Here is a 26,228-nt window from a genome sequence, read left to right as displayed (position 1 = left end):
AAGACGCGATAGGTTGCGTCTCGTAGGTCATCGCGTACGCCGTCGCGCAGGTCTTCACGTAGGCCATCGCGTAGGACATCGCGTACGCCAGCTCGTTCGTCCATCCCGACGCAGGAGGGGGTCCGGCATGCCCGCAGAGTCCGCAGGGTCCGCAGAGTCCGAGTGGTCGCTGTCCGCACCGGAGAAAATCGTCTTCGAGGGCCCGGTCACCGGCCTCGACGTGAGCATCGTGAACGGCGCGGTCAACGTCGTCGGCGCGGACGGCGGCCCGGCCCGCCTGGAGCTGACGGCGCTCGACGGCCCGCCGCTGAAGGTCGTCCACCAGGGCGGCAAGCTGACCGTCGGCTACGAGGACCTGACGAGGAAGTCCCTCCTCGGCTGGTTCGGCCGCAAGAACTGGAACCGCTCGGCCGGCGTGACGCTCACCGTGCCCGCGACCGCCGACGTCAAGGTCGGCATCGTCGGGGCGAGCGCCGTGGTCTCCGGCATCGCGGGCGACACGAAGGTCTCGGGGGTCTCCGGCGACACCACGCTCGTCGGCATCACCGGCGACGTCCGTACGGAGACGGTCTCGGGCCGGGTGGAGGCCCAGCGCCTCGGGGGCGACGTGCGCTGCAACGGCGTCTCCGGCGACCTCACGCTCGTGGAGTGCTCGGGCGGCCGGATCAAGGCCGACTCGGTCAGCGGCAACGTGGTGATCGACCTGGCGCCGGCCGCGCCGGCCGTCGACCTGGCGGTCACCACGGTCTCCGGCGAGGTCGCCGTCCGGCTGCCGTCCTCGGCGGACGCGGCGGTGGACGCGGGCACCACGGTCGGCCCGGTCTCGTGCTCCTTCCCGGAGCTGTGGGTCAAGGACCAGTTCGGCTCGCGGAACATCACCGGCCGGCTCGGCGCCGGCCGCGGGCAGATCAAGGTCACCAGCGTCTCGGGCGCCGTCGCGCTGCTCCAGGGGCCGGACGCCGACGACACCGACGAGTGGGCGGACGACGACGCCCCCGCCCAGGGAAAGGTCCTCTGATGCCCCCCGTCTTCGCCCACGGCCGGCTCCGCCTCTACCTGCTCAAGCTGCTCGACGAGGCGCCCCGCCACGGCTACGAGATCATCCGGCTGCTGGAGGAGCGCTTCCAGGGCCTGTACGCCCCGTCCGCCGGCACGGTCTACCCGCGGCTGGCCAAGCTGGAGGCCGAGGGCCTCGTCACGCACACCACCGAGGGCGGCCGCAAGGTCTACGCGATCACCGCCGCCGGCCGCGCCGAACTCGCCGGCCGGCAGGGCGAACTGGCCGAGCTGGAGCTGGAGATCCGCGAGTCGGTCTCCGCCCTCGCGGCCGACATCCGCGAGGACGTCCGGGGCGCCGCGGGCGACCTGCGGCGCCAGATGCGCGAAGCCGCCCGGCTGACCCGCGCGTCGGGGGACGCCCACTCCTTCGACGGCGCCAAGGAGGACTTCCGCCGCGCGAAGGAGCAGTGGAAGGAGCAGGCCCGCCGGGCGAAGGAGGAGAGCCGGCGCGCCCGCCAGGACGCGCAGCAGGCCCGCCACCAGGCCCGGGAGGCCCAGGAGAAGGCCCGCGAAGAGGTCCGGCGCATCACCGAGCGCGTCCAGGAACAGGTCCAGGAGCAGGTGCGCCGCGGCGACTGGCCGACGGGCATCGCGGAGGGCGTCAGCGCCCTGGCGAAGGAGTTCGGAGCGTTCACGGGCTGGACACCGGGGGCGGCGGGAACGGCGGACGGGGCCGGCACGAACGGCACCCCGCGTGCCGAGCAGCCGGCGGGCCCGGCACCGGAGTGGGCCGAAGCCGCGGACAGCCTCTCCAAGGACCCGGCCCGCGACCTGGACCGCCTCCTCGACCGCTTCCGCGACGACATCCGCGACGCGGCCCGCGACCACGGCGTGACCCCCGCCCAACTGGCCGAATCCCGCCACCACTTGGCTACGGCAGCCGCCCGCATCACGGCCCTCCTCCACCCGGGAGACTGACATGCCCACAGGATCCACAGCATGGTGGCTGTCCCGCCTCTTAGGCCCCCGGACCACACCCCCGACTACCCGGCAGCCGCCACAGCCACGGCCTTGACGGCCCCGGGCCCGCACAGCCCCTCCGCCCCGAGGGGCGGCCCCAACAGCCAATGCGCCCCGGGCGGCCCACCCCGCCCCGGCGCCGGCACCCCCAGAAAACAGGCAGTCCCCAGCGCCTCGGTGCCGGACTCGTCCCAGGACGCGGCGGTGCCGCACGGCACGAGGACGTAATACCAGCGCCGCGCGGGATTGACGATCACCCCGCACTCGACACCGGCCTCCCGGAAGACCCGCTCGACGGCGTCCCGGTCCCCTCCCCCGGCCCGGGCGTGAACGACCTCGGCGGACAGCCGGACGGCGTCGAAGAAGAGACCGGTGCGCAGCATGGCGGGAGCACCCCGGGTCCAGGCTTCCCGGACGCCTTGAGGATGACGCTCACCTGCGGCGAGCCAGTAGGCGGCATGGCTGAACATGGGCGGCTCCGGAGTGTGCTCGGCACGGATGGGGTGACGGCCCCAGCATCCCGGTGGGCCCTGGCCCGGACGAGGGCTCTGAAAGGGCTTCGAACGGACCTCCCAAGGACCTCCAGTCGCCCAAAAGGCTGAACAGAAGCCCTTGTTCAGGCATACGGTGCTGCCATCGCCAGGATGCCCCCGGAGGTCTTGTGTCACGTTCGGTCGGGAACAACCGCCTCAAGGCCGCCCGAATGGCAGCCGGATACACGTCCCAGCAGAAGCTGGCCGACGCCATCACCGGGGCAGCGCCACAGCTCGGGCTCCGCGGGGTCACGGTGGGAGTCCGGCAGGTCCGGCGATGGGAATCGCCCACCCCGCCGTGGCCCCAGCCCGACATCGGGCGCGTCCTCGCCCACCTGCTCGGCCAAGGCCTGGAAGAGCTGGGCTTCACGCCCCCCTGGGGTCCGGGGGGCGACCGTCCCGACCCCGTACGGCGGAATTCCGTCGCCGCCACCGCCGCGGTCGCGGGACTGGGCTCCGCTCCGCTCCGAGCCGTCGCCGCGCCCCAGCCGGCAACAGTCGGCACCGACTTCAGCGAGGTGACGCGGTCTCACAGACGGCTCTACTGGAGCGTTGCTCCGGCGACGCTCCACCCCGCCGTGCTGGGACACGCGCACCTCGGCTGCGCTCTCCTGCCGGACACGAGGGGGACAGCCCGCCACGTCCTTGCAGCGGCCCTGGCGGAGTCCTTCCTCCTGGCCGGACGCATCGAGTTCTTCGATCTGCAACAGCCGGAGCAGGCGGCCGAGACGCTCCTGCGCGCCCTGCAAGCAGCCGGTGAAGCGGACGACTCCCTCCTCGGCAGCGCGATCCTGGCCCATACGGCGTTCATTCCCGGCTGGGCCGGCAAACGGGACGAAGCCGCCGAGCGCATGGTCGCGGCACGGGCGTACGCTCGGCGCGCCACCCCGTCGGCGGAATTCCTGGCTTGGCTGGACGCCGTGGAGGCCGAGTGCGAGACCCGGTGCGGCAATCCGCGCGCCGCGCTGCACCTCATCTCCCATGGTGAGGATGTCCTCTCCACAGGGCCCGTTTGTCCGCCGCCGGACTGGCTCGACTGGTTCGACGCCACCAGGCTGGCCGCCTTCAAGGGCAACACACAGCTGAGGGCCGGGCACCTGCCGCAGGCCCGGGAGACACTCCTCCGCGTCCTGGAGGAGCTGCCCCTGGAGTCCGACAAGCAGCGCACGGTGATCCTGGGCGACCTCGCAGCCGTGGAAGCGGCCGCCAAGCGCCCCGAGGAGGCATGCACGTACGCGATCCGTGCCCTCGACCAGCTTCACCTCACCTGGTACGCGACCGGCATGGAGCGCGTGCGCGAGGTGCGCCGGGCACTCACGCCGTGGCAGCACGAGCCGTACGTGCGCGAGCTCGACGACCGGCTGTACAGCTGGGGTACGACCGTCAGCGCGCTGCGGCGTTGAACTTGCCCACCTTCTCCGCGAGTTCGGCGAGGCTGTCGATGCGGAAGGTCGGCAGCTCCGCCGCGGCCGGGTCGTGCTGCTGGATGGTGCCCCAGGGCCCTCGGCGGATCAGGGCCGTCCGCATGCCTGCGGCCGCGGCCGGCCTGATGTCGTTGTCCAGACGGTCACCGACGTAGAGCGTCTCGTGAAGGGCGAACGGCACGGCCTTCGAGACCCGGACGAAGAACTCCGGATCGGGCTTGCTCGCACCCCAGTCGTCGGAGGTGCCGATCAGGTCCACGTCGTCCGTGAAAAGCTCACGGAGCAGACCGCCTGCCCGTACGGTCTGATTGCCCGCGATGGCCAGCCAGAGCCCGGCTGCCCGCAGTTCCGCGAGCGCAGGCCGCACGTCGGAGTAGAGGTCGTCCTCGCCGAACCACTCCGGCATCCCGGCGGCCGCGCGCTTCTCCCGCTCCTCGTAGAGGTCGAAGCCGGGCCGGAAGGCCTGGAAGGTCTCCCGGTAGTCCTGCCCGCGGGCGATGACCGCGCCGAACATGGCGGCGAACGTGTGCCGGGGAACACCCAGCCAGTCGGCCCACGTCCCGTACTCGCGGGTCTCGTCCACAAGGCACTCGCCGACATCGAAGACCACAGCTCTGATCATGCGGCGATCGTAGAGGCGGACGCACCGCCCCGGCCAGGGGCAGCCGCCCCGGGCGGCACGCGTTCAGGGGGCGGTACGGGCCCTGGCCCGTACCGCCCCCTGTTCGTCGGTTCGTTACAGCACCTTCGAAAGGAACGCCTTCGTCCGGTCGTGCTGCGGGTTGGTGAGGACGTCGCGCGGGTTGCCCGCCTCGACCACCACGCCCTGGTCCATGAAGACCACCGAGTCGCCGACCTCGCGCGCGAAGCCCATCTCGTGCGTCACCACGATCATCGTCATGCCGTCCTCGGCCAGGCCCCGCATGACGTCCAGGACGTCGCCGACGAGCTCCGGGTCGAGCGCCGACGTGGGCTCGTCGAAGAGCATCAGCTTCGGCTCCATCGCCAGCGCCCGCGCGATCGCGACCCGCTGCTGCTGGCCGCCGGAGAGCTGCGAGGGGTAGTTCTCGGCCTTGTCGCCGAGGCCGACCCGGTCGAGGAGCTTCTTCGCCCGCTCGCGGGCGACGGCCTTCGTCTCGCCCTTGACCTGGACCGGCGCCTCCATGACGTTCGCGAGCGCCGTCATGTGCGGGAAGAGGTTGAAGCGCTGGAACACCATGCCGATGTCCCGGCGGTTCCGCGCGACCTCGCTGTCCTTGAGCTCGTACAGCTTGTCGCCCTGCTGCCGGTAGCCGACCAGCTCGCCGTCCACGTACAGCCGCCCGGCGTTGATCTGCTCCAGGTGGTTGATGCACCGCAGGAACGTGGACTTGCCCGAGCCGGACGGGCCGATGAGGCAGAACACCTCGCGCGGGGCGACCTCCAGGTCGATGCCCTTGAGGATGTGGGCCGCGCCGTAGGACTTGTGGACGCCCTCGGCCTTCACCATTGCGTTCATGCGCTGACGCCTCCGGACGGACGGTTGCTGAAGGAGGCCAGGTTGACCTTGATCTTCTGCCATGGGGTGAGCGGCAGGGTGCGCAGCGAACCGCGCGCGTAGTGCCGCTCCAGGTAGAACTGACCGACGCTGAAGATGCTGGTCAGGATGAGGTACCAGGTGGCGGCGAGGAAGAGCATCTCGACCGTGGCGCCTGTGGTCTGGCCGATGTCGGAGGTGGACCGCAGGAGTTCGAGGTATTGCGCGGCGCCGGCGGCCAGCGACGAGGTCTTCAGCATGTTGATGAACTCGTTGCCGGTGGGCGGCACGATCACGCGCATGGCCTGCGGGAGGACGATCCGGCGGAGCGTCCTGCCCTGGCTCATGCCGAGCGCGTGCGCGGCCTCGGTCTGGCCCTCGTCTACGGACTGGATGCCGGCCCGGACGATCTCCGACATGTACGCGGCCTCGTTGAGTCCGAGGCCGAGGAGCGCGGCCACGAACGGGGTCATGAAGTCGCTCATCTCGTCCCGGTAGATCGGGCCGAGGTTGATGTACGGGAAGATCAGCGCGAGGTTGAACCAGAGCAGCAGCTGCACGTAGACCGGGGTGCCGCGGAAGAACCAGATGTAGACCCAGGCCACGGATGACGTCACGGGGTTCTTCGACAGCCGCATCACGGCCAGCACGATGCCGAGCACGAGGCCCAGCAGCATGGCCAGCAGCGAGATCAGCACGGTCTTGCCGAGGCCGGAGACGACCGTGCCGTCGAAGATGTAGTCCGGGATGGCGCTGTAGTGCACCTTCGCGGTGGCGAAGGCGTTGATCAGCAGGCCGAGCAGGGCCAGCACGAGCACGGCGGAGATCCAGCGGCCGTAGTGCCGGACGGGGATCGCCTTGATCGCCTCGGGGACGGTGGCGGTCGCGGTTGCGGCCGGACCGGGGTTGTCCTTGCCGGGGTTGTCCTTGCCGGGGTTGTCCTTGCCGGGGTTGTCCTTGCCGGGGTTGTCCTTGCCGGGGTTGTCCTTGCCGGGGTTGTCCTTGCCGGTCTTGCCCGGGTTGGTCTTGGCGAGCTTGTCTCCGTCGGCCGGGTCGGCCGGGTCGGAGGACTTGGCGGCCTTGGCGGACGCGTCGGCCTCGGCGGGCTTGTCGTCGCCCTTCGCCGGCTCGGCGTCGTCCTCGGCGCCCTTCGCGGGCTTGTCGCCGTCGGCCGGCTTCGCGTCCTCGGCGGGCTCGTCGGCCTTGGCGGCCTTGGCGGCCTCAGCAGCCTTGCCGGCCTTCTCAGCCTTCTCGGCCGCGGCGGCCTCAGCCGGCTTCGCGGCCTCGGCCTGCTTTTCCGTTTCGGCCGGCTTCGCCGGTTCCTTCTTGTCGGGCTCGTCGGGGGACGGGGAGTCAGGGGAAGAAGTCACGGGGAGTGCCTTTCCAGCAGATCCGTACGAGGGAGAGGGGGACGGAGGGGGGAACTCCCGTCAGGAACCGCCGTTGACCTTGGCTTCCTTGACGGCACCGGCGTCGACGCCCCAGGTCTTGACGACCTTTTCGTACGCACCGTTCTTGATGATCGCTTCGAGGGCCGCCTGAAGCGCGTCCCGCAGCTGGGTGTTGTCCTTCGCGACGGCGATTCCGTACGGCGCGGCCTCGACCTGCTCGCCGACCGCCTCGAAGGCATTGCCGCCGTCCGCGGTCTTCACCGCGTACGCGGCGACCGGGAAGTCGCTGGAGACGGCGTCGACACCGCCCGCCTTCAGCCGGGTCTGGGCCTCCAGATCAGTGTCGAAGGCCTCGATGCTGATCTTGTCCTTGTCGTTCTTCTCGCACTTCTCGGACTGGGACTTGGCCAGGTCGTCGGAGACCGTGCCGCGCTGCACCGCGATCTTCTTGCCGCAGAGGTCTTCCCAGGTGGCGATGCCCTTGGTGTCGCCCTTCTTGGTGTAGATCGAGACGCCTGCGTTGAAGTAGTCGACGAAGTCGACGCCGTCGGTGACCTTTTTGCCGGTCTTGGCGTCGATGCCGTTCTGGCGGTCCTTCGTGTCCGTCATGGCCGACATCGCCATGTCGTACCGCTTGGAACGCAGTCCGATCAGCAGGTTGTCGAAGATGCCGTTGTTGAACTCGACCTTCACGCCGAGTTCCTTGCCCAGGGCGGCGGCGATGTCGGGGTCGATGCCGACGACCTTGCCGTCCTTCTTGAACTCCACGGGCGGGTAGGCGATGTCCGAGCCGACCTTGATGACACCGGCGTCCTGGATCTTCTTCGGCAGCTTGCCGAAGAGGGGCGCTTTCGAGCCCTGGGCGCTCTGACCGGCCCCATTGCCGGTCTTGTCCCGCTGATCGCCACAGCCGGTGAGCAGCAGGGCGCCGGCGACCGCGATCGCGCCGGCCGCGGCCAAACGACTCCTGGCGGCAGCCGTGCGAGGGGTGGTGCTTGCGGTCATTGCTGGTTCCTCCTGCGGGTGAGGGGGTGGCCTGCCGTCGGGACGGCACGGAGCAAACACGGAACAAACACAGGAAAACGCTGATGACGCACGAGGGGCGGAGCACACGCCCTTGGATGTCGCGACCTCGTGCGATTGGGGCATCTTGCCATCCGGACTGCACCATTCGGGGGGCTCGCTATGTCAAAATCGGATAACGGGCGATCCCCGTGCCGCATCAGGGCCGTATCGGGCCCGCGTCAAGGCCGCACCGGGTCCGTATCGGGTCCGCATCAGGTCGGTGCCGGGTCGGCCGGGTCTACCGGACTCATGGGTTCCCTTTCTCTGGACCGCTCTGCGGGCCGCCGGTACGAGACGTATCTCACGCACCCTCTGTCTCAGTACGTGGACATATCCGCCCGCTTGACACGTCTTTTCCACCGCCTTGCCACCGTTCTGACACGCCTCTGCGGTTGCGCTGAACCGCGCCGCGGCAAGTCAGCGGGAACTCACTCGTAGGCCGTAGCGCTCATTTGATAGAAAGACCAGCTACACCCCGTATCCGGGGCTGAGGGCGCGTGTGCGGCGCGCCCGGCATACGGATCCGTACCGTGCGGCACCAACCCCACGCACGGAGGTCATCTCGGTGGCCGGACACGGACCCGAAGCCCGACCCGCCCCGTAACCCAGGGCGGCTACCCTCGACGGACATTCGACAAAGGGGTCAAATACAGTGGCAGCGGAGATCGTGAATCCTCGCAGCGACAGCGCTCCGGACGGCGATGACACTCATGGCGAGTTCTTCGATCCGGCCTTTGCGCTGCACCGTGGCGGCAAGATGGAAATCCGGGCGACCGTGCCCGTGCGCGACCGGGACGACCTGTCCCTCGCCTACACGCCCGGTGTGGCAAAGGTGTGCAGCGCCATCGCGGAGCACCCGGAGCTCGTCCACGACTACACCTGGAAGTCCCAGGTCGTCGCCGTGGTCACGGACGGCAGCGCCGTCCTCGGGCTCGGCGACATCGGCGCCGAGGCGTCCCTGCCCGTGATGGAGGGCAAGGCGATCCTCTTCAAGCAGTTCGGCGGCGTCGACGCCGTCCCCATCGCCCTCGACTGCCGCGGCGTCGACGAGATCGTCGAGACCGTCGCGCGCCTCGCGCCCTCCTTCGGCGGCATCAACCTGGAGGACATCTCCGCGCCGCGCTGCTTCGAGGTCGAGCGCAAGCTCCAGGAGCGTGTGGACATCCCCGTCTTCCACGACGACCAGCACGGCACCGCCGTCGTCACCCTCGCCGCCCTGCGCAACGCCGCCAGGCTCACCGGCCGGGCGCTCGGCGAGCTGCGCGCGGTGATCTCGGGCGCGGGCGCGGCCGGCGTCGCGATCGCCCGGATCCTGGTGGAGGCGGGCATCGGCGACGTCGCCGTCTGCGACCGCAAGGGCATCGTCTCGGCCGACCGCGAGGACCTCACGGCCGTCAAGCGCGACCTCGCCGGCTTCACGAACAAGGCCGGTCTCTCGGGCACCCTGGGCGCGGCGCTGGACGGCGCGGACGTGTTCATCGGCGTCTCGGGCGGCACCGTGCCCGAGGAGGCGGTGGCCACCATGGCGAAGGACGCCCTGATCTTCGCCATGGCCAACCCCAACCCGGAGATCCACCCGGACGTCGCGCACAAGTACGCGGCCGTCGTCGCGACCGGCCGCAGCGACTACCCGAACCAGATCAACAACGTCCTGGCCTTCCCCGGCATCTTCGCGGGCGCCCTCCAGGTGCGGGCCTCCCGCATCACCGAGGGCATGAAGCTCGCCGCCGCCGAGGCGCTGGCCGCGGTCGTCGCGGACGAGCTGAGCGCCGAGTGCGTCATCCCGTCGCCGTTCGACGAGCGGGTCGCCCCGGCGGTCACCGCCGCCGTCGCGGCCGCCGCCCGGGCGGAGGGCGTGGCGCGGCGCTGACGCCCGCGCCTTGAGCCGTACGTGCAGCTGTACGTGCACGAGCCGTACGTGCAGCCGTACGTGTACGAGACCGGGCCGCACTCCCTTCCGGGGGGGGTGCGGCCCGGTTTTCGTGGATCAGCCGAGCCGCCGTACGAACACGTCCCCGCTGCCGTTGGTGTCACCGGGCACCAGGTTGCTGCCCCAGCTGTTGAAGACGGCCGTCCGGCCCAGCAGGTCGGTCCGGACCTCGCCCGCGGTGCCGTTGTCCTGGGTTCCGTCCGCGGCGACGTTGAGCCGTTCCACGGCGCCGGTACGGAGGTCCCGTACGAAGACGTCCTGCCGGTCGTTGGTGTCGCCGGGCACCAGGTTGGCGGCGTCGGAGGCGAAGAACACGCGCCGGTTGTCGGCGCTCATCGCGGCGCCCCCGTAGGAGCTCCCGTCGGCCTGGGAGCCGTCGGCCGCGAGACTCAGGCGCCGGGTGGCCCCCGTCAGGAGGTCCTTGGCGTAGACGTCCTGGGCGCCGTTGGTGTCGTCCTCCGCCACCCGCTCGGGGCTGGAGAAGAGCGCGTACCGGCCGTCGGGGCTGAGGCCGATGCCGCCGGTGACCAGCGCGGGCAGTCCCTCGTACGTCTCGGCGGCCCGCTCGGTGCGGCCGGTGCGCAGGTCGTGCACGCAGAAGCCGTAGAGGCCGGGCCGGGCGAGGCCCTTGCCGGGCTTCGGCGGCCCGCCCGGGGCCAGGTTGCCGGCCGCCGTCCGGAAGCCGACGCGGCTGCCGTCCGCGCTGATCACCGGGTAGCCGGACATGCCGTCGGCCTGGGTGCCGTCGCTCGCGACGCTCACCCGCCGCGTGGTGCCGCGCAGGCGGTCGAGGACGAAGACGTCCTCCCGCTGGTTGGTGTCGCCGGGCACGAGGTCGTCGCGGGCGGAGACGAAGGCGACGTAGCGGCCGTCCGTGCTGATGACCGGCGAGTGGTTGGAGCCGCCCGCAGCGGTGCGGTTCTTGACGAGCACGTCGGTCCGCCCCGTGCGGCGGTCGCGGACGAAGACGTCGGAGCCCTCCGGATTGCTGCCCGGGGCGAGGTCGGCCCCCGAGTCGAAGACGACGTACCGGCCGTCGCCGCTGATCGACGGCGACGAGCCCCCGGTGCCGGCCGGGGTGCCGTCGCTCGCCGCGCTGACCAGCTCGGTCCTGCCGGTCCGCAGGTCCCGTACGAAGACGTGGCCGGCGGGCCCCGCGCCGGGCACGAGGTTGCCGGCCCGGGACGCGAAGGCGGCGTACCGGCCGTCGGCGCTGAGCGAGGCGCCCCACGACTCCGCGTCGGCCTGGGTGCCGTCGCTCGCGACGCTGACGCGCTCGGTGCGGGGCGGGGCGGGCGGCGCCCCTGCGGAGGCCGCGGAGGCCGCGGGAGCGGCGGGCAGCAGGGTGACGCAGCCGCCCAGTAACGCGGCCGCTACGGCGATCCTTCTGATCCGTCTGATCCGTCCGATCCGTGAGGACTGTCTGATCGGTGGGGACTGTCTGACCGGTCCGGTGCCACTCGGGTTCGGGTAACGCATGGTTCCCCCTCCGTGAGCTCCCGCACCGGGTGGCACGGGGCCAACCGAAGCCAACCCCCGGCCCTCACGCCCGGTCAATGAGGAGGCGCAGCCTCCGCCGCGGATACAGCCGTTGCGACAGGGGGTTCTGGACACAAAAGCGGGGCGCGGCGCGTGTCACACCACGGCGAGGTTCCGCCCGGCGGGGCGGCGGGGCTAGGTTCGGATCATGTTCGCCGCCTACGCCGCACGCATCGACCGTGACCAGCCGCTCAACGGACTCGAGTTGGGGCAGCGCCCCGAGCCGGAGGCGCCCCCCGGCTGGACGGTCGTCCACGTCAAGGCGGCGACGCTCAACCACCACGACCTGTGGTCGCTGCGCGGCGTCGGCCTCGGCGAGGAAGCCCTGCCGATGATCCTCGGCTGCGACGCCGCCGGTGTCGACGAGTACGGCAACGATGTCGTCGTCCACTCCGTCATCGGCCAGACCGGCCACGGCGTGGGCCCGCTGGAGACGCGCTCCCTCCTCACCGAGCGCTACCAGGGCACCTTCGCCGAGCGCGTCGCCGTCCCCGCGTGGAACGTGCTGCCCAAGCCCGCGGAGCTCAGCTACGAGGAGGCGGCCTGCATGCCGACCGCGTGGCTCACCGCGTACCGCATGCTGTTCACCAACGCGAACGTGCGCCCCGGGCAGAGCGTCCTCGTGCAGGGCGCGGGCGGCGGCGTCGCCACCGCCGCGATCGCCCTCGGCGCGGCGGCCGGCCTGCGCGTCTACGCGACCAGCCGGGACGCGGTCAAGCGCGAGCGCGCCGTGGAGCTCGGCGCCGAGGCGGCGTTCGAGCCGGGGGCGCGGCTGCCGCACCGGGTCGACGCCGTCATCGAGACCGTCGGCGCCGCGACGTGGTCGCACTCGGTGAAGTCCCTCAAGCCCGGCGGCACCCTCGTGATCTCCGGCGCGACCAGCGGCCAGAACCCGCCGGCCGCCGAGCTCAACCGCATCTTCTTCCTGGAGCTGAAGGTCGTCGGCTCCACCATGGGCACCAAGGAGGAGCTGGCGGACCTGCTGAGCTTCTGCGCGGCGCGCGGCCTGCGGCCCGTCATCGACACCGTCCTGCCGCTGGACCGGGCCCGCGAGGGATTCGAAAAGATGGCCGGTGGCGACCTGTTCGGCAAGGTCGTACTGACGGTATGAACGGCGGATGCCGAAGAGACGCTCGCGACGCTTGCGCAAGGCGGCGTTCCTCGCCGTAGCCGCGGTCCTGGCACTCCTGGCGCCGGGAACGGCCGCGGAGGCCCGCGCGCCCGGAGCCCGGGACACCGCCGCGGCCCCGGGCATCCCGCCCCTCACCGACGAGCAGGGCCGCACCCTCACCCTCCGCGGCTGGAACCTCGCGGACAAGGAACACCGCGGCGACGAAGCCCCCGCGGACATCACCGAGCGCTCCCTGCGCGACATGTCCGCGCAGGGCTTCAACCTCGCCCGGCTCGCGGTGTTCTGGGACGACCTGGAGCCGCGGCCGGGCCACTACAGCGAGCGCTACCTGCGCAAGATCGAACGCGTCCTGGACTGGGCGCACCGCTACCGCGTCCGCGTCGTGATCGACGCCCACCAGGACGTCTACGGCCCGGCCTTCGGCAGCCACCGCGGCATCCCCGCCTGGGCCACCCGCACCGACGGCCTGCCGTACCGGACCCATCCCGACGACTGGTTCGCCGAATACTTCGAACCCGCCGTGCAGGCCGCTTTCCAGCACCTCTACGAGGACGACGACCTGCGCCGCGCCCAGGCCCGCATGTGGCAGGTCCTCGCGGGGCGGCTCGCGGACCACCCGGCCGTGTTCGGCTACGACCTGATCAACGAACCGATGGGCCGGCTGCGGGAGGGGGAGGGCATCCCGGACGCGGCGCGGCGCATCGAGGCCACGCAGATCACCCCCATGTACCAGCGCGTCGCCGAGGCGATCCGGCGCGTCGACCGCCGCCACTGGCTGTTCATCGAGCCCACGCCGGCGGCCGGCGAGGGCGTCCCGACCGGCCTGGGCCGTATCCACGACCCCAAGGTCGTCTACGCCCCGCACTTCTACAACGCCGCCATGGAGGCCGGCCGCGACTACGACCCGGCCTCGGGCTGGCTCTCCGCCTACGAGGCGGCCGTCGTGCACTACCCGCGCGCGATGCGCATCCCCGTCTTCATCGGCGAGTGGGGCCCGCTGAACAGCTCCCTGCCGAACATGGCCCGCTTCTACGCCGACGCCCTCACCTCCATGTCCCGCTACGCCACGGGCTGGGCGAGCTGGACGTGGTGCTACGGCGGCGCGTACTGCGCGATGGACGAGCGGGGCCGCTTCCAGCCGAACAAGTCCCGGACGGCGGAGCCGTACGCGGCGGCGGTGGCGGGGTCGGTGCGGACCGTGTCGTACGACGCGGGAGCGGCCGTCTACCGCCTGACGTACACGCCCCGGGGGAAGGGAGTGACGGAGTTGTCCACACCCCCGTCGCCCCGAGGCTGGCACATCACGGTGAGAGGCCCTGCCCACGCTGATGTGACGAGGGTGCGACCGGGCGAGCGGGGCGTCGTACGGATCCGCGCGGGGGTGGGCGCGGGAACGGGTGAGGTGAGGGTGACGGTGACGCCGGGCTAGCCCTGGGGGAAGCGGTCGGTCTCCAGCGTCATATCGAGGGCGGTGTCCGTGAGGTCGATCGGCTGGCCGAACTCAACGGTCAGGTTGCCCCAGTACTCGCCGTCCTTCGGCAGGGTATGCAGATGACACCGCCCGGTATACGGGTTCGCGATCAGGTAGACCGGGATCTCGCCGACAGCGTACGCAGTCTTCTTCTTGCCGTAGTCGTTGTCGATGGTTCCGCGCGAGATCACTTCGAGAACGAACTCGACGTCCTGATGGCGCCAGCGGTTCTTCTCATCCCGCTCAGCGTCGTCCGACAGCTTGAAGAGGTCGGGAGCGAAGGCGTTGTCGCTACCCGGGAGATCCAGGCGTACATCAGACATGATCTTGCTGCTGCGCCCGAAGCGCATCTTCATTTGCAGGAGCACGTCGGCGATGATCTCCCAGTGCGTGCTCCTCTGCGGCGTCATGAAAATAGCCCCCCCCACGATCTCGCCCTTGAACCCCTCGGGGACGATCTCGTAGAGAAGCTCGAACATGTCGTCGAAGCTCTGCTCGCCGCTGTCGGCCATCTCGGTCCTGTCGGTCAGTGCGATGGTCACCGTGACGCTCCTCCCCGCTGCCACTGGTTTCAGCAGCCGCGCAGTTCAACGATACGCACGGATGCCCGGATACGCCTTAGCCGATGTGGCGTGCCTCACGCGGGAGGCGGTACGGGGCACCTCCCGTACCGACTCCCGCCGTTGTGCGCCTGCGGCCGCTACCTCAGCGCGAGCACCATCGCGTCCGACGGGGAGCTCCAGACCGTGCGGGCCTCCGCGAAGCCCGCTTCGCGGAGGGTGCGGGCGTGCCACTCGGCGGAGGGGGTGTCGCCGTCGGCGTGTTCGCCGTAGATCGCGAAGCGTTCGGCGGTGGGGCCGGCGAGGACGGGGTCGGCGGCGGCGAGGTCCCACCAGGCGCGCCAGTCGACGGCGCCGGCGGCCTTGGCGCGGTCCATGCGGGCGTGGCGCAGGGCCCGCTCGGCCTCGTTGATGCGGGGCGTGGCGGGGTCGGGCATGTGGTCGGCGTTGAGGAAGACGCCGCCGTCGCGGACGAGGCCGGCGAGCTGCCCGTAGAGGGTGCGCAGGGGGTCCGAGTGGAGCCAGTGCAGGGCGGTGGCGGTGAGGACGGCGTCGTAGCGGTCGTGGGGCAGCCGGGCGGTCCAGTCCGGGTCCTTGAGGTCCGCGGTGACGAAGCGGGCGCGGTCGTCGCCGGCGAAGGTGCCGCGGGCGATGGCGAGCAGGGCCGGGTCCAGGTCGACGCCCGTGGACTCGGCTCCGGGGAAGCGGGCGAGGAGGCGGGCGGTGATGGTGCCGGTGCCGCAGGCGAGGTCGAGCACACGGGGCGCGGGGCCGGCGAAGGCCTCGACCATGTCGAGCATGACGCGGAACCGCTCCTCGCGGTCGGGCAGGTACCACTCCTGCTGCCGGTCCCAGCTGTCCTGCCAGGCGCTCCAGTCCGTGCCGGTGACGGCCTCGGTCATGGGGGGTCCCTCCAACGGGTCGCGCGTGTAATACCCTCGGTCAGGTACCGACCATTACAAGAGTCGGCGCTCCGACCCTAAACCCGCCTGCGTAAGGACCACAAGTGGAACTGGCCTATTACTCGGACTTCGCTGTGCGGCTGGTCAACAGCGAGGAGCCCGCGCGCGGCACGGACACGCTGACCTCCGTGGACGCCGTGCGCGAGCTCTTCGGCAACAGCGCGCAGGCCGCACGGCGCGCGGGCGACAGCGACGTGACCCGGCTGCGGGCCGTACGGGCCCGGCTGCGCGCGGTCTTCGAAGCGGCCGCCGAGGGCGACGAGGTGCGCGCCGTGGACCTGCTCAACGCGCTGCTGATGGAATACCCGGTCAGCCCGCAGGTATCCGGGCACGAGTACCGCGACGAGGACGGCCGCCCCAAGTGGCACATGCACATCGCCGACCACGCGGCCAACGCCGGCGCCTCGTACGCGGCCACCGCCTGCATGGGGCTGGCCGTCCACCTGACCGAGTACGGGGTCGACCGGCTCGGCATCTGCCAGGCCGCGCCCTGCCGCAACGCCTACCTGGACACCTCGACCAACCGCTCGCGCCGCTACTGCTCCGACCGCTGCGCCACCCGCGCCAACGTCGCCGCCTACCGGGCCCGCAAGCGCCTGGAGAGCCGCGCGACCGAGGCCCCCGCGGGCAGCGACCGCACCGGCCTGAGCGCCGACGCCAGCCACGACAGCAGCGCGCCGGCCGAGCGCTGACCCGCCTCCGGGGGCCTCCGCAGCCGCACCAGCGCGCGGGCGACCACGAACTCCTCCGGCACGGCGCCGAACTCCCGGCTGTCGTTCTCGACCAGCGGGTTGTCCCCCCGCACCCACCAGCCGCCCTCGCGCCGCTCGACGGCGCGCTTGACGATCAGCAGGTCCTGCCGGAACGGGTGGCGCAGCACGACCACGTCACCCGGCCGCACCACCGCTCCGTACTGGACGACGAGCTGGTCCCCGGGGTTCAGCGTCGGCACCATCGACGGGTTGTAGACCTCGGCCAGCCCGATCCGCAGCAGTCCGCGACGCTCGCGGTCCTGCTCCTGCCCGCGCTCGTCCACTTGCTCCTGCACCACGGCACCTCCCGGTCCGTATCCTCCACCAGTCCCAGACTGACACCGGTCTTTTGTCCTAAGCCCCCCGGGGCACCCGAGAAAAGCCTTCCCACACCGAGTAATCTCGCACCTGAGAAGACGATCACGAGGAAGGACAGCTCTATGCTCTCCCGCCTGTTCGCACCCAAGGTGCGAGTCAGCGCCCACTGCGACCTGCCCTGCGGTGTCTACGACCCCGCCCAGGCCCGCATCGAGGCGGAGTCGGTCAAGGCCGTCCAGGAGAAGTACCAGGCGAACGACGACGCGGACTTCCGCGCCCGTGCGCTCATCATCAAGGAGCAGCGCGCGGAGCTCGCCAAGCACCACGTCTCGGTGCTCTGGAGCGACTACTTCAAGCCGCCGCACTTCGAGAAGTACCCGCAGCTGCACCAGCTGGTCAACGACACCCTGAAGGCCCTGAGCGCCGCCAAGGCGTCCAACGACCCGAAGACGGGCGAGAAGGCGCTGGAGCTCATCGCCGAGATCGACCGCATCTTCTGGGAGACGAAGAAGGCCTGATTCAGGCTGAAGACGCGTCACCTACGGCCCGGCAGCTGTGCTGCCGGGCCTTTGGCGTAACGTGCCCGCGCCACCGCCAGCGCCGTCCCGTAGAGCGTCAGGACGACGGTCATCAGGGCGTAGTACAGCGGCGGCAGGGGCGTCATGCCCAGGGGCGGGCCCAGGGGGGACAGGGGCAGGAGGAGGCCTACGACGGCCAGGCCGGTGGTCGCCAGGCGGACCGGCAGCGGGGCGCGGCGCTCGGCGGCGTCCCGGCCCGCGCGGAGGAGGAGCATCACCAGGGCCTGGGTGAGCAGGTTCTCCGTGAACCAGCCGGCGTGGAAGGCGGCCTGGCCGCCGGTGCTGCCGGCGGAGCGCAGGGTGAGGGCCAGGACGGCGAAGGTCGCGAGGTCCGCGGCGGCGTTGATAAGGCCGAAGGCCGTCATGAAGCGGAACAGCGCGCGGGGCCGCAGGACCGCGGGCCGCTCGTGGACCGTGGCGGCGGGGCGGTCGTAGGCGAGGGAGAGCTGGGCCGCGTCGAAGCACAGGTTCTGCACGAGGACCTGGGCGGGCAGCATCGGCAGGAACGGCAGCAGCAGGCCCGCCGTCAGCATCGCGATGACGTTGCCGAGGTTGGACGAGAGCGTGATGCGCAGGTAGGCGGCGATGTGGCCGGTGCTGCGGCGGCCGGTGACGACGGCGCGGCCGAGGGCGGTGAGGTCCTTCGAGGCGAGGACGACGTCGGCGGCCTCGCGGGCCACGGGCACGCCGTCGCGCGGGCAGATGCCGACGTCGGCGGCGTGCAGGGCGGCCAGGTCGTTGACGCCGTCGCCGAGGAAGCCGGTCGTGCTGCCGGCGGTGCGCAGGGCGCGGACGACGCGGGCCTTGTGCTCGGGGGCGCAGCGGGCGAAGACGGTGGTGCGGGCGGCGAGCAGGGCGAGTTCGGCGTCGCCGGCGGCGTCGATCCGGGCGGCGGTCAGGGGTTCGCCAGGGTCCAGGCCTAGTTCGCGGCAGGCGCGGGCGGCCGTGCCCGGGTGGTCGCCGGTGAGGACCTTGACGGCCACGCCGCGGTCGGCGAGGACGGTCAGGGCCTCCGCGGCGGTGGGCGCGAGGGCGTCGCGCAGGCCGACGAAGCCGGCGAGAGTGAGCTCGCGCTCGTCCTCGGGCGCGTACGGGCCCGCGCTCGCGGGCCGCTCGGCCACGGCGACGGCGAGCACCCGCAGGCCGCTCTCCGCGAGGGCGTCCGCCCGGGCGGCGAGGCGTGCGCGGTCCGCGGGGCCGAGGGTGCGGCCGGCTCCGGGGCTCCCCGTGCCGTCCGCCACGCGCGTGCAGCGCTCCAGGACGTCCTCCGCGGCGCCCTTGACGACGAGGACGTACGTGGCGGCCGGGCGGCGGCCGCGGCTGCCCGTGAGCGTACGGACGTTGCCCGGCAGCACCGGCTCCGGGCCGTCCGGTTCGTACCCGCTGCCCGGCTCGTACCCGCCCGGCACCCGCACGAGCGCCGAGGCGATGCGGCGCCCGGGCCCGCACGGCAGCGCCGCGACGCCCTCGACGCCGTCGGCGCCGCCGCCCCGTTCCTCGTCGGCGTCGAGGAGGGCCTCGTCGAGGGCGTCGGGCGCGGGGAGCTCGGCGAGGTGGAGCGTCCAGAGGGCGGCGACGGCGGCCCAGTGGAGCACGGCCGGGTCGTCGCGGCCCTCCGCGTCGACCGCGCGGTCGAAGACCGGCCGGTCCTGGGTGAGGGTGCCGGTCTTGTCGACGCACAGCACGTCGACGGCGCCGAGGTCGTGCAGCGCGGGCAGCCGCCGCACGATCACCTCGCCGCCACGGGCGAGGAGGGCCGCGCCGCGGGCGAGGGCGGTGGTCACGACGACCGGCAGCATCTCGGGCGTGAGCCCCACCGCAACGGCGACCGCGAACGGGAGGGTCTCCAGGCCGCGGCCGCGCAGCAGCGCGCTCGCGACGAGCACCAGGGGCGCGGTGAGCAGCATGAACCGCACCAGGGTCCAGGCGATGCCGTTCACGGAGCGGTCGAAGGGGCCGGGCAGGCGCGGGCCGGGGTTCCGCGGCAGGGCGCCGGAGAGGACGGTGTCCGCGCCGGTGGCGACGACCACGCCGGTGGCGCTGCCGGAGACGACGCTGCTGCCCTGGAGGCAGAGGTCGCCGGCCGTGTCCTTGGTGACGGGCGCGGACTCGCCGGTCAGCGCCGCCTCGTGCACGGTCAGGCCCGTCGTACGGAGCAGCCGCAGGTCGGCGGGGACGAGGTCGCCGGGGGCGAGGAGCACGACGTCGCCCGGGACGAGCTGTTCGACGGGCAGCTCGCGGGTCACGGGGGCGTCCGGCTCCGCGGGGCGGCGGCGGACGGTCGCGGTGGTGGCCACCAGCTCGCGCAGGGCGGCCGCCGAGCGGTCGGCGCGGTGCTCTCCGGTGGCGCGCAGCACGCAGCTGACCGTGACCAGGACGGCGATCACGCAGGCGGTGCCCCAGGCGGCGAGGGCCGCCGAGACCAGGCCGAGGGAGAGGAGGACGGCGGTGAAGGGGTCGCGCAGGCTGCGCGCGAAGCGGCGCGGCCAGGGGTCGGGGCGGCGGCCGGGGAAGACGTTCTCGCCGTGGCGCGCGAGCCGCGCGTCGGCCTCGGCCTCCACCAGTCCGCGCGGCCCGCTCTCCAGCGCGCGCAGGACCTCCAGGGCAGTGGCACCGGCGGCTTCGCCTCGCCCGGTGGCTGCTCCGCGGCCGGTGGCCGGTCCTCGCGCGGCGGGGCGGTCAGGCGCCCAGGCCATGGAGGCGCCCGGTGCGGGCGGCGCCGAGGGCACCGGCGTCCCCGGCACCGACCCCGGCCTTGCGGTCGGCGAGCTGTCCCACCATCAGCCGGACGATCGTGACGACGTGCGGATCGTCCACGAGGTAGACCATGCGCCGCCCCTCGCGGCGCGACCGCACGAGCCCGGCCAGCTTCAGCTTCGCGAGGTGCTGGCTGATCGCGGGCAGCGCGCCGCCGACCCGCTCGGCGAGGGCGGTGACGTCGCTCTCGCCCTGGGCCAGGGCCCACACGAGGTGGAGCCGGGCGGGCGAGGCGAGCAGCCCGAACGCGGCGGCGGCCTCGGTGAGCACGTCCGCCGCGGGGTCGCCGAGGCCCTCGCCGAAGTCCTCTTCGACGTCCTCGAAGCTTCCGACACCTGCGGCCACAGTCGCTCTCCCGTTCCTGCCGCGCTTCCCTGTGCCCGGCACGACCAGTCTAGGCAGGGCGCGGCGGGCGGACGGGCGGACATGCGCCGCCCCGAGGCTGGGCAGAAGTACCGAGAGGAACCGGTCTGGAAGGGCGGCAACAGGCTGCAAGAGGGGGAGCCGTGGAAATCTCCGGAATTTTCAGTGCAATCATCATCGGTCTGATCATCGGCGTGCTGGGGCGGCTGGTCGTGCCGGGCCGCCAGCACATCGGCGTGCTGTGGACGATCGTGGTGGGCATCGCCGCGGCGTTCCTGGGCGCGGCCATCGCCCACTGGCTGGGCGTCGACGACACCAAGGGGATCGACTGGATCGAGTGGCTCATCCAGATCGGCCTGGCCGCGCTGGGCGTGGCCGCGCTCGACCGGGCGAAGGCGCGGCACTGATGTCCGTACGGGCCGGGTGGTTCAGGAGATCAGTAGCGGTTCAGTAGCGACGCAGGAGCGGTTCAGGAGAGCTTGCCGTCGTAGTCCGGCAGCTTGAAGGTCCGCTCGGCGTGGCCGCCCACCAGGTCGCTGTTGTTGTTTCCGATGTTCGCGATGATCGTGTAGCCGTTGTTCTCGATCTCGGCGCGCTTGGCGGTCTTGTACGTGCTCACCTCGTGGAAGAGGTCGGGGAGGTGGCGTACGTACAGGCCGCTGACCGGGTAGCCGACGTTGCGCAGGTTGTGCTCGGTGAGCCCGTCGAGGATGCCGGGGCGCGCGGTGACGAAGAAGATCGCGGCGCCGCGGGCGTTCGCGTACCGGGTCAGGTCCAGCACCGGCTTGATGGCCGGCGTGGGGTACGTCCAGTGGAAGTCGGTCTCCAGCGAGCTGTTGTCGATGTCGAGGACGATGGCCTGCTTCCGGCCGTGCGCGTTCGCCGTGCGGTCCTTGACGTAGGGCAGGGCCTGGTCGATGACGGCCTGGACGTCGCGCTGCCAGGTGGCGTAGTCGACGCCCTTGAGGCCCGCGGTGCCGGAGGTGTGTGCAGCGGCGCCGGCAATCGTGCTCGCGTTCGCGTTCGTGCTCGCGCTCGCCGTGGTGTTCGTGGTGACGGCGGCGGGGCTGTCGGCGGCGGTCGCGGCCGTGGCGGTGGCGGCGGTCGCGGCCGTGGCCAGGACGGTGGCGGCGAGGGCGAGGGCTGCGCGACGGGCCGGAATCGGTGCGGTCATGCGTGGCATGTTCACGTCCGTCAGTGACGCGCAGGGAACGCGCGGGTGGCCGTCCGGCGTCGCGGGGCTGCCCGGTCCGTGCACCCGCCCCCGCATCCACCCCCGCGTCCACCCCGGCGTCCGCATCCGCGCCCGCTCACGCGTCCTGCCCTGGTCCTGTCGTACGCCCATCGGCTGACGATCCGTCGTATTTTCTTCCGTTTACGCGCCGGTCCCCGAACCGGGAGGCATGGGCCACGGGTCGCCGGGTAGGCGGGCGGGGGTCACCTACGGATCTGGGGAGGACGATGTGACCATCACGGCATCCACGTTTACGACGGAGCATTCGGCGGCTGCCCCGCAGCGGCTCGAAGAAGCGGTCGGGGGGCTGCCGTACATCGAGGACGCGACCACAGTTGCGCCGCGGGACGCCCGCGCGCTGTCCGGGCTCTTCTTCGCACGGCTGCGGGAGCTGGAAGAGGGCACCCGCGCCTACCAGTACGCACGGAACACCCTGATCGAGATCAACCTCTCGCTCGTCCGCTTCGCCGCCTCCCGGTTCCGCAGCCGCGGCGACCAGATGGAGGACATCATCCAGGTCGGCACGATCGGGCTGATCAAGGCGATCGACCGGTTCGACCTCTCGCGCGAGGTGGAGTTCACGACCTTCGCCGTGCCGTACATCGTCGGCGAGATCAAGCGGCACTTCCGCGACACCGGCTGGTCGGTGCACGTACCGCGGCGCCTCCAGGAGCTGCGCGTCGAGCTCGCGAAGGCCACCAGCGAGCTCTCCCAGGAGCTCGACCACGCGCCGACCCCCGCCGAGCTGGCCGAGCACCTCGGCATCAGCCGCGAGGAGGTCGTCGAGGGCATCGTCGCCGGCAACGGCTATACGGCCGGCTCGATCGACGTCCCCGTGGACGACGGCTCCGAGCAGACCGGCACCACCTACGCCGACCGGCTCGGCGGGCTCGACCCCGCCCTCGAAGGCGTGGAGAACCTGCACGCGCTCAAACCGCTCGTCGCCGAGCTGGACGAACGCGACCGGAAGATCCTCCGGATGCGGTTCGGCGGGGAGATGACCCAGTCGGAGATCGGCGCGGAGCTGGGCATCTCGCAGATGCACGTCTCGCGGCTGCTGACCCGGATCCTGGGACGGCTCCGGGCGGGGATGCTCGGGCAGGGGCACGCGCAGAGGCAGAGGTAAGCAGCAGAGGTAAGAGGTAGCGGCGCCGCGGGCCGGGTGCCCCCGGGTACCCGGCCCGCGGCGCTACGCCCGCTACGCCCGCCCCGCTACGCCACCGCCGGTGCCGGTGCCGCCGGCCCCGTCGCCGCCGGCACCAGCCACGTCGCCCGGACGGTCTTCCCGTCCGGCCGCCGGTCCACCTCCAGCAGGCCGGCCAGCCGCTCCACCATGTGCCAGCCCAGCCCGCCGCCCCCGCCGAAGTCCGGGGTGCGCGGCTGCGGCGGCCGCGGGCTCGCGTCGGCGATCTCCACCACCAGCCGGTCCTGCACAGCGCGCACGCACAGCCGCCACCAGCCGCCCGCGTGCCGGATGGCATTGGTGACCAGCTCGGACACCACGAGGACGACGGCGTCCGGATCCGCCCAGGGACAGTGGCGCGCCAGGAACTCCGCCGTCGCGTGACGCGCGCCGGCGGCGTCCCCGTACGGGGCTTCGATCACAACCATCCGGCGGCTCCCTCGTTGCTGACCTGTTTCGTTGCTGACCTGGCTGTTCGTGTCCGTCGTGCCGCGTATACCCAGCGATCGCCGGGTCATGACCACCGCGGGACGAGGGGTTCGTCACCGTATGGCAGGCGCTTCCCGGGCCCGCCGCTCCCCCGCCCGCGGCCGCGCGCTCACCAGTACCCCCAGCGCGCCCGCCACCAGCAGCCCGCCCAGCCACAGCGCCGCCGGCAGCGACACCGCGTCCACGGCCCGCCCGCCCAGCAGCGCCCCCAGCGCGATCGCCGCGTTGAACGCCGAGACGAAGAGGGCCGACGCCGCCTCCCGCGCCGCCGGGGCCGACGCCGTCAGCAGCCCCTGCGTGGCGACCGACACCCCTCCGTACGCCAGCCCCCACGCCACGACGAGGACGCCGGCCGCGAGCACGCCGCCCGCCGGCACGGACATCGCCGGGACCACGACGGCCAGCGCCGCCGAGATCACCAGCAGGGCGCGGCGCGGGCTGCGCGCGGCGGCCGTGCCCGCCAGGAAGTTGCCGGCCACGCCCGCCGCGCCGTACGCCAGCAGCAGTCCGCTGATCAGGCCGGCACCGGCACCGGACGCCCGCTCCAGGACGGGCCGGACGAAGGTGTAGCCCGCGAAGTGCCCGGTCACCAGCAGCAGGACGACCAGCAGGCCCGCCCGTACGCCGGGGACCCGCAGCAGCCCCGCGACCTCCGCCGGCCGCACGGCGCGCTCCGGCGGCAGCGGGGGCAGCAGCAGCGCGAGCGCCGCCGCCACGGCGAGGGACAGCACGCCCACGGCGGCAAACGCCACCCGCCAGCCGTCCAGTCCGCCCGCAAGGGTCCCGGCCGGCACGCCCAGCACCGACGCCACGGCTATACCGCTGAAGATCAGCGACGTCGCCGGTCCCACCGACCGCTCCGGCACCAGCCGCACCGCCAGCCCGGCCGCCACGGCCCACACTCCCCCGATGCACAGCCCCACCAGCACCCGCAGCGCCACCAGGACCGCGATGTGGGGCGCCGCAGCCGACAGCAGGTTCGCCACGGCCAGCAGGCCCATGAGCCCCACGAGCACCCACCTCCGGTCGAGCCGCCCCGCGGCCGCCGGCACCGCGGGCGCGGCCACGGCCGCCACGAGGCCCGGCACGGTCATCGTCAGCCCGGCCGTGCCCGCCGGGACGCCGAGCCCGGAGCCGATCGGGGTGAGCAGGCCCACGGGGAGCATCTCGCTGGTCACGACCGAGAACGTCCCTGCGGCGACCGCCGCCACGGCGGGCCAGCCGCCCCGCGCCTTCGCGTTGCCCTTCGCCTTCACGTACGTGTTCATGGTCACGAGCCTCGGTACGGCCGCGCCCGGGAACAACGCCGGACCTCTCATCCTTCAATGAGCGGAGCTAATGGACGGCAGGACTACGGCGGGGGTACGACGTGGGCACGGGCATCGGCGTAGGCGTGGGCGTAGGCATCGGCGTGGGCGCGGACCTCAGGGAGCTCGAAGCCTTCCTCGTCCTCGCCGAGGAACTGCACTTCGGCCGGGCCGGCGAGCGCCTGTACGTGTCCCAGGGCCGGATCAGCCAGCTCCTGCGCTCCCTCGAAGGCCGCGTCGGCGCCCGGCTGTTCGACCGCACCAGCCGGCGCGTGGCGCTCACGCCGCTCGGCGAGCGGTTCCTGGCCGGGCTGCGGCCCGCGTACGAGGCCCTGGCGGGGGCCGTCGGCGACGCCCGGGACGCCGCCCGGGGCGTGGACGGCACCCTGCGGATCGGCTTCCAGGGCATGGCGGGGGGCGGGGTGACGGAGGCCGTGGGCACGTTCCAGGACCGCCACCCGGGGTGCGCGGTCGAGCTCGTGGAGATCCCGCTGAGCGATCCCTTCGGCGCCGTGCGCGGCGGCGAGGTCGACGCGGCGGTGGTGCTGCTGCCCGTGGCCGAGCCGTCCCTGGCCGTGGGCCCGGTCTTCTCCCGGCAGCCGCAGACCCTGGCGGTGTCCGTCCGGCACCCCTTCGCCGGGCGCGCCGAGGTCGCGGCGGAGGAGCTCGCGGACTGCCCGCTCGTGGTGCCCGCCGGCCCGGCCCCCGCGTACTGGCGCGAGGCGCAGGCCCCCGCCGTCACGCCCGGCGGCCGTCCCGTCCCCCGCGGCCCGGAGGTGACGACCCTTCAGGAGGGCATCACGCTCACGGCCGCGGGCCGCGCCGGAATGCTCCTGTGCCGGGCCACGGCCGACTACCACGCGCGCCGCGACATCACCTTCGTGCCGGTGACCGGCCTGCCCGACTCGGCCCTGGGGCTCGTACGGCGGCGGGGCGGGGAGACGGCACGGCTGCGGGCGTTCGGGCAGGTGCTGGCGGCCGTCGCAGGCCGGGCCGCCGCTATCTGCTGACGCCGCCGGGGAAGCCCGTGGGGAAGCCGGTCGGGAACCCGCTCGGCATTCCGGTGGGGAATCCGCTCGGGAGTCCCGAAGGGAAGTCGTCCGGCGGGCCGTCCGGCAGGGACGGCGCGGGCGGCGGGGCGACAGGCGAGGGAGTGACAGGTGACGGAGTGGCGGGCGGCGGAGTGACGGGGGCCGCCGACGGCGGACGCCAAGGCTCCCTGACGCGCTCCTCGGCCTTCTCCCCGATGGGCTTGAAGACGGTCAGGTAGAAGACCCCGAAGCCCACGCACCCGGTCACGAACACCGCCAGGAACGCCAGCAGGACGCCCGTCCCCACCCAGGTCCTGACGTCCCCCGGCGGCAGGGCCGTGGCCCGGTCCGGGCGGCCCTGCGGATAGCGGACGGTGACCGCGTCGCCCTCGATGACCGTCGCCGGCCCGCCCGCCTCCTCGAAGCGGTGGTGCGCCCCGTCCGCGGCGGTGAACTCGTAGACGTGGTGCAGCGTCGTCGAGGACGACCGGTGCGTGCCCTGCCGGCGGGTGGTCGTCGTCGCGTACAGCCGCAGGCAGCGGCCCGGGACCTCGATGCCACTGCGCCACGCGGCCCGCAGCCGCCGCATCCGCACCACCGCCCACACCATCCCGGCGATCCCCGCGGCCGCCATCAGGCCGGGCAGCGTCAGGACGAAGAAGTCGAGCATGAGC

At 72.6% G+C, this 26,228-nt stretch carries 26 protein-coding genes; 11 read left to right on the top strand and 15 right to left on the bottom strand.

Annotation, left to right across the window (positions count from 1 at the left end):
- Nucleotides 1-127 precede the first annotated feature (127 nt).
- Nucleotides 128-1,018: a DUF4097 family beta strand repeat-containing protein gene (locus D7231_RS05055; RefSeq protein ID WP_120753705.1), complete on the top strand. Its 891-nt coding sequence runs from the start codon at nt 128-130 to the stop codon at nt 1,016-1,018.
- On the top strand, nt 1,018-1,977 hold the full coding sequence (locus tag D7231_RS05050) for a PadR family transcriptional regulator (RefSeq protein WP_120753704.1): 960 nt from the start codon (nt 1,018-1,020) through the stop codon (nt 1,975-1,977). Before D7231_RS05055 ends, D7231_RS05050 begins: the two co-directional genes overlap by 1 nt.
- 65 nt (nt 1,978-2,042) lie before the next feature.
- On the opposite strand, the gene D7231_RS05045 is transcribed toward D7231_RS05050, so the two are convergent.
- Nucleotides 2,043-2,489, bottom strand: coding sequence for a hypothetical protein (locus tag D7231_RS05045; protein ID WP_147449687.1), 447 nt, complete (start codon nt 2,487-2,489; stop codon nt 2,043-2,045).
- A 233-nt stretch (nt 2,490-2,722) separates the two neighbouring features.
- On the opposite strand from D7231_RS05045, the gene D7231_RS05040 reads away from it, so the two are divergent.
- On the top strand, nt 2,723-3,955 hold the full coding sequence (locus D7231_RS05040) for an NsdA family TPR-like regulatory protein (RefSeq protein ID WP_228774459.1): 1,233 nt from the start codon (nt 2,723-2,725) through the stop codon (nt 3,953-3,955).
- Here the strand turns inward: D7231_RS05040 and D7231_RS05035 are convergent.
- The 4 genes from D7231_RS05035 to D7231_RS05020 form a co-directional block, all read right to left on the bottom strand.
- Nucleotides 3,936-4,598, bottom strand: coding sequence for an HAD family hydrolase (locus D7231_RS05035; RefSeq protein WP_120753701.1), 663 nt, complete (start codon nt 4,596-4,598; stop codon nt 3,936-3,938). The two genes, D7231_RS05040 and D7231_RS05035, sit on opposite strands and share 20 nt — an antisense overlap.
- Nucleotides 4,599-4,712: 114 nt before the next feature.
- Complete coding sequence (locus D7231_RS05030; RefSeq protein WP_120753700.1) at nt 4,713-5,474, bottom strand: amino acid ABC transporter ATP-binding protein; 762 nt, start codon at nt 5,472-5,474, stop codon at nt 4,713-4,715.
- Nucleotides 5,471-6,355, bottom strand: coding sequence for an amino acid ABC transporter permease (locus D7231_RS05025; protein ID WP_120753999.1), 885 nt, complete (start codon nt 6,353-6,355; stop codon nt 5,471-5,473). The genes D7231_RS05030 and D7231_RS05025 overlap by 4 nt, the downstream gene beginning before the upstream one ends.
- Nucleotides 6,356-6,922: 567 nt before the next feature.
- Nucleotides 6,923-7,888 (bottom strand): ABC transporter substrate-binding protein, encoded by a 966-nt coding sequence (locus D7231_RS05020; protein WP_120753699.1) that lies wholly within the window; start codon nt 7,886-7,888, stop codon nt 6,923-6,925.
- Between the two features lie 712 nt (nt 7,889-8,600).
- Between D7231_RS05020 and D7231_RS05010 the strand changes: the two genes are divergently transcribed.
- Complete coding sequence (locus D7231_RS05010) at nt 8,601-9,818, top strand: NAD(P)-dependent malic enzyme (protein WP_120753697.1); 1,218 nt, start codon at nt 8,601-8,603, stop codon at nt 9,816-9,818.
- A gap of 117 nt (nt 9,819-9,935) precedes the next feature.
- On the opposite strand, the gene D7231_RS05005 is transcribed toward D7231_RS05010, so the two are convergent.
- Nucleotides 9,936-11,357, bottom strand: coding sequence for a TolB family protein (locus tag D7231_RS05005; protein ID WP_120753696.1), 1,422 nt, complete (start codon nt 11,355-11,357; stop codon nt 9,936-9,938).
- Nucleotides 11,358-11,565: 208 nt separating this feature from the next.
- Here D7231_RS05005 and D7231_RS05000 point away from each other — a divergent pair, with 208 nt between their 5' ends.
- Together D7231_RS05000 and D7231_RS04995 are read left to right on the top strand one after the other, a co-directional pair.
- Nucleotides 11,566-12,528 (top strand): zinc-binding dehydrogenase, encoded by a 963-nt coding sequence (locus tag D7231_RS05000; RefSeq protein WP_120753695.1) that lies wholly within the window; start codon nt 11,566-11,568, stop codon nt 12,526-12,528.
- A gap of 7 nt (nt 12,529-12,535) precedes the next feature.
- Nucleotides 12,536-13,978 (top strand): cellulase family glycosylhydrolase, encoded by a 1,443-nt coding sequence (locus D7231_RS04995; RefSeq protein WP_120753694.1) that lies wholly within the window; start codon nt 12,536-12,538, stop codon nt 13,976-13,978.
- Here the strand turns inward: D7231_RS04995 and D7231_RS04990 are convergent.
- Both D7231_RS04990 and D7231_RS04985 read right to left on the bottom strand, forming a co-directional pair.
- Entirely contained in the window at nt 13,975-14,562 is a 588-nt protein-coding gene (locus D7231_RS04990; protein WP_241999574.1) for a Uma2 family endonuclease, read from the bottom strand. The two genes, D7231_RS04995 and D7231_RS04990, sit on opposite strands and share 4 nt — an antisense overlap.
- A gap of 158 nt (nt 14,563-14,720) precedes the next feature.
- Nucleotides 14,721-15,482: a class I SAM-dependent methyltransferase gene (locus tag D7231_RS04985; protein ID WP_120753693.1), complete on the bottom strand. Its 762-nt coding sequence runs from the start codon at nt 15,480-15,482 to the stop codon at nt 14,721-14,723.
- A 104-nt stretch (nt 15,483-15,586) separates the two neighbouring features.
- Between D7231_RS04985 and D7231_RS04980 the strand changes: the two genes are divergently transcribed.
- Entirely contained in the window at nt 15,587-16,234 is a 648-nt protein-coding gene (locus D7231_RS04980; protein WP_120753692.1) for a CGNR zinc finger domain-containing protein, read from the top strand.
- Here D7231_RS04980 and sodX read toward each other — a convergent pair.
- The gene (sodX, locus tag D7231_RS04975) at nt 16,120-16,590 is read right to left on the bottom strand and encodes a nickel-type superoxide dismutase maturation protease (protein WP_194960579.1); all 471 of its coding nucleotides are present in this window, start codon (nt 16,588-16,590) and stop codon (nt 16,120-16,122) included. The two genes, D7231_RS04980 and sodX, sit on opposite strands and share 115 nt — an antisense overlap.
- Nucleotides 16,591-16,734: 144 nt before the next feature.
- On the opposite strand from sodX, the gene sodN reads away from it, so the two are divergent.
- Nucleotides 16,735-17,130, top strand: a complete 396-nt coding sequence (sodN, locus tag D7231_RS04970) for a superoxide dismutase, Ni (RefSeq protein WP_120753691.1) — start codon at nt 16,735-16,737, stop codon at nt 17,128-17,130.
- 17 nt (nt 17,131-17,147) lie between these two features.
- On the opposite strand, the gene D7231_RS04965 is transcribed toward sodN, so the two are convergent.
- The gene (locus D7231_RS04965) at nt 17,148-19,886 is read right to left on the bottom strand and encodes an HAD-IC family P-type ATPase (RefSeq protein WP_120753996.1); all 2,739 of its coding nucleotides are present in this window, start codon (nt 19,884-19,886) and stop codon (nt 17,148-17,150) included.
- Nucleotides 19,870-20,292, bottom strand: coding sequence for an ArsR/SmtB family transcription factor (locus D7231_RS04960; protein WP_120753690.1), 423 nt, complete (start codon nt 20,290-20,292; stop codon nt 19,870-19,872). The genes D7231_RS04965 and D7231_RS04960 overlap by 17 nt, the downstream gene beginning before the upstream one ends.
- Nucleotides 20,293-20,453: 161 nt before the next feature.
- Between D7231_RS04960 and D7231_RS04955 the strand changes: the two genes are divergently transcribed.
- A complete protein-coding gene (locus tag D7231_RS04955) occupies nt 20,454-20,717 on the top strand; it encodes a hypothetical protein (RefSeq protein WP_030366288.1) in 264 nt (87 codons plus the stop codon).
- Nucleotides 20,718-20,779: 62 nt separating this feature from the next.
- On the opposite strand, the gene D7231_RS04950 is transcribed toward D7231_RS04955, so the two are convergent.
- A complete protein-coding gene (locus D7231_RS04950; protein WP_120753689.1) occupies nt 20,780-21,484 on the bottom strand; it encodes an HAD family acid phosphatase in 705 nt (234 codons plus the stop codon).
- Between the two features lie 295 nt (nt 21,485-21,779).
- Between D7231_RS04950 and D7231_RS04945 the strand changes: the two genes are divergently transcribed.
- Nucleotides 21,780-22,670, top strand: a complete 891-nt coding sequence (locus D7231_RS04945; RefSeq protein ID WP_391474060.1) for an RNA polymerase sigma factor SigF — start codon at nt 21,780-21,782, stop codon at nt 22,668-22,670.
- An 86-nt stretch (nt 22,671-22,756) separates the two neighbouring features.
- Here the strand turns inward: D7231_RS04945 and D7231_RS04940 are convergent, their stop codons facing one another.
- Nucleotides 22,757-23,155 carry an ATP-binding protein gene (locus tag D7231_RS04940; protein WP_120753687.1) on the bottom strand — a complete coding sequence of 133 codons (399 nt, stop codon included), beginning with the start codon at nt 23,153-23,155 and terminating at the stop codon, nt 22,757-22,759.
- A gap of 114 nt (nt 23,156-23,269) precedes the next feature.
- On the bottom strand, nt 23,270-24,484 hold the full coding sequence (locus tag D7231_RS04935) for an MFS transporter (protein ID WP_120753995.1): 1,215 nt from the start codon (nt 24,482-24,484) through the stop codon (nt 23,270-23,272).
- Between the two features lie 101 nt (nt 24,485-24,585).
- Here D7231_RS04935 and D7231_RS04930 point away from each other — a divergent pair, with 101 nt between their 5' ends.
- Nucleotides 24,586-25,533 carry a LysR family transcriptional regulator gene (locus tag D7231_RS04930; protein WP_241999573.1) on the top strand — a complete coding sequence of 316 codons (948 nt, stop codon included), beginning with the start codon at nt 24,586-24,588 and terminating at the stop codon, nt 25,531-25,533.
- Here the strand turns inward: D7231_RS04930 and D7231_RS04925 are convergent.
- Nucleotides 25,523-26,224, bottom strand: a complete 702-nt coding sequence (locus D7231_RS04925; RefSeq protein ID WP_120753686.1) for a DUF3592 domain-containing protein — start codon at nt 26,222-26,224, stop codon at nt 25,523-25,525. The two genes, D7231_RS04930 and D7231_RS04925, sit on opposite strands and share 11 nt — an antisense overlap.
- Nucleotides 26,225-26,228: the final 4 nt, after the last annotated feature.

This window comes from Streptomyces klenkii (assembly GCF_003626645.1).
GTDB lineage: Bacteria > Actinomycetota > Actinomycetes > Streptomycetales > Streptomycetaceae > Streptomyces > Streptomyces klenkii.
The sequence above is the reverse complement of the archived record's forward strand: the minus strand, read 5'-3'. Positions and strand labels throughout refer to the sequence as shown.